The organism is Saccharothrix deserti, assembly GCF_009769385.1.
Taxonomy (GTDB): Bacteria; Actinomycetota; Actinomycetes; order Mycobacteriales; family Pseudonocardiaceae; genus Actinosynnema; species Actinosynnema deserti.
The window spans coordinates 1-2954 of record NZ_VKAB01000127.1; the positions used below are offsets into that span (position 1 = coordinate 1).

The 2954-nt window shown below is 73.3% G+C and carries 1 protein-coding gene; it reads left to right on the plus strand.

Annotated elements, in window-relative coordinates:
- Positions 1–31: 31 nt before the first annotated feature.
- On the plus strand, positions 32–2954 hold a 2923-nt coding region (locus FM051_RS49765), incomplete at its 3' end, for a type I polyketide synthase (RefSeq protein WP_238413268.1).

The window sequence follows — 2954 nt, forward strand, 5'->3', positions numbered from 1 at the left end:
GGGGCGGGAAGCGCCGTTGTGGTTGGGGTCGGTGAAGTCGAACATCGCGCACACGCAGGCGGCGGCCGGTGTGGCCGGTGTGATCAAGATGGTGGAGGCGATGCGGCACGGGGTGCTGCCGGCCACGCTGCACGCCGACACGCCGAGCGGGCACGTGGACTGGTCCTCGGGTGCGGTGGAGTTGTTGCGGGAGACGAGGGAGTGGCCGGTGAACGGTCATCCGCGCCGGGCGGGCGTCTCGTCGTTCGGCATCAGCGGCACCAATGCGCACGTGATCCTGGAAGAGGCCCCGTCGGTGGAAGCTGAGGCTGCCGGTGACGAGCCTGCGGTGACGCCGTGGGTGCTGTCCGCCCGTACCCCGGAAGCGTTGGCCGGTCAGGCCGGCCGCCTGCGCGACTTCCTCGCCGACCGGCCGGAGTCCGCCGCGTGCGACGTCGCGTCGGCTTTGCTCACTCGGACCGCTTTCGAGCACCGCGCCGTCGTTATCGGCGCGGACCGTGCCGAACTCGTGCGGCGGCTGGAGACGCTGGCCGCCGGTGAGCCGGGCGCCGGCGTGCTGACCGGACAGGCCACCACCGGCGGGACGGCGTTCGTCTTTCCGGGGCAGGGATCGCAGCGCTGGGACTCCGGTCGCGAGCTGTACGCGGCGTTCCCGGCGTTCGCCGCCGCACTCGACGAGGTCGTCACCGCCGTGGACGCCCAGCTGGGCGGCTCGTTGCGCGACGTGCTGTGGGGTGCCGACGCCGAACTGGTGAACCAGACGGCGTACACGCAGCCGGCGCTGTTCGCGATCGAGGTGGCGTTGTTCCGGCTGCTGGAGTCGTTCGGTGTCCGCCCGGACTACGTGACCGGGCACTCGATCGGCGAGATCACCGCCGCACACGTGGCCGGGGTGCTGTCGCTCACGGATGCGGCGGCACTGGTCGTGGCGCGTGGCCGGCTGATGCAGGCGTTGCCCGCGGGCGGTGCCATGGTGGCGATCGAGGCAGCAGAGGAGGAAGTCCTGCCGCTGCTGGCCGGGCAGGTGAGCATCGCCGCCGTCAACGGCCCGTCCGCCGTGGTCGTCTCCGGCGCGCAGGACGCCGTCGCCGCCGTCGCCGGTCACTTCGCCGGGCTCGGCAGGCGCACCAAGCGGCTGACCGTGAGCCACGCGTTCCACTCCCCGCTGATGGAGCCGATGCTGGACGACTTCCGGTCCGTGGTGGCCAAGCTGTCCATCGCGCCGCCGCGGATACCTGTGGTGTCCAACCTGGACGGTGCGGTGGCAGGCGACGGCTACGGCACCGGGGACTACTGGGTGCGCCACGTCCGGGAAGCGGTGCGGTTCGGTGAGTCCGTGGCCACGGTGTCCGTGGCCGATCCCGGCGTGCGGTTCGTCGAGGTCGGGCCGGGGTCCGCGCTGACCGCGATGATCGGGCAGGCCGGTGTGGCGCCACCGGCGATCGCCCTGCTGCGCGACGGCCGGGACGAGGTGCTGTCCCTGGTCGAGGGGCTGGGCGCCCTGTACGCCGCGGGCGCGCCGGTCAGCTGGTCGACGCTCGTCGGGAGGCGGCCCGGCCTCGACCTGCCGACGTATGCCTTCGAGCACAAGAGGTATTGGCTGAACCCGGAGTCGCCTGGTGGTGACGCCGCGAGCCTCGGTGTCGCGGCGTGTGAGCATCCGCTGCTGGGCGCGGTGGTGGAGCAGCCGTCGTCCGGCGGTCTGTCGCTCACCGGGCGGATCGGGCTGGACACCCACGCCTGGCTGGCGGATCACGCCGTGGGTGAGGTGGTGCTGGTGCCCGGTGCGGCGTTGGCGGAGCTCGCGTGGTCCGCCGGTGATCGGGTCGGCTGTGGTGCGGTCCGTGAGCTGGTGCTGCAGGCGCCGCTGATCGTGCCGGAACGCGGCGGGATCCGGGTGCAGGTCGTCGTCGGAGCGGAGGAGTCCGGCAGCCGGACCGTGTCCGTCTATTCCCGGCCGGAGGACGCGGAACACGACCCGTGGGTGCTGCACGCCGAGGGCGTCGTCGAGCCGGGCGCGGACGCCCCCGCCGAGCCGGGCGCGGTGTGGCCACCGGTCGGCGCCACCGCCGTCGAAGCGGGCGACTTCTACGACGGCTTCGCCGAGCGCGGCTACCACTACGGGCCGGTGTTCCAGGGGCTCACGAAGGTGTGGCGGCGCGGTGAGGAGATCTTCGCCGACGTCGAGCTGCCGGAGGCGGCGGCGGAGGACGCCGCGTCGTTCAGCCTGCATCCCGCGTTGCTGGACGCCGCGCTGCAGGCGATCGGTTTCCTCGGCCTGCCCGTCCCGGACGGCGAGGTGCTGCTGCCGTTCGTCTGGGAGGGCGTCGAGGTCTTCGCGGTGGGCGCGGGCCGGCTGCGCGTGAGCATCCAGGCCGCGGGCGACGGCCGGGTGAGCATGGTGCTGGCCGACGCGGGCGGTCACGTGGTGGCGAGGGTCGGCGGCCTGGGGATGCGCGGTGTCGCACCCGCCGACCTGGCCGCGCTGCGGGCCACCGGCGGCGACGGCTTGTTCGCGCTGGACTGGGCGCCGCTCGACGTCGACGTCACCGAGGAGCCTGCCGGCGTGTCGGTCATCCGGGCGACCGGGGACGTGCTGGACGTCGTCGGCCAGGTCCGGGACTGGCTGACCGATCCGGAGCACGCCGAGGGCAAGCTCGTGGTGGTCACCTCCGGAGCGGTCGCCGTCGACGGCGGCGAAGGCGTGCCCGAGCTGGCGACCGCCGGCGTGTGGGGCGCGGTGCGCTCGGTGCGCAACGAAAATCCTGGCCGGGTGTTCCTGGCCGACGTCGACGACTGGACCGAGCTGACCACCGCGGTCAACGCCGTGCTGGCGTGCGGTGAGGGGCAGCTGGCGGTGCGGCGCGGGACGTTCCGGGTGCCTCGGGTGGTGCGGCTGGCCGGTGATGCGGTGGTCGGGTTGCCTTCTGATGATTGGCTGTTGGGTGTTGCGG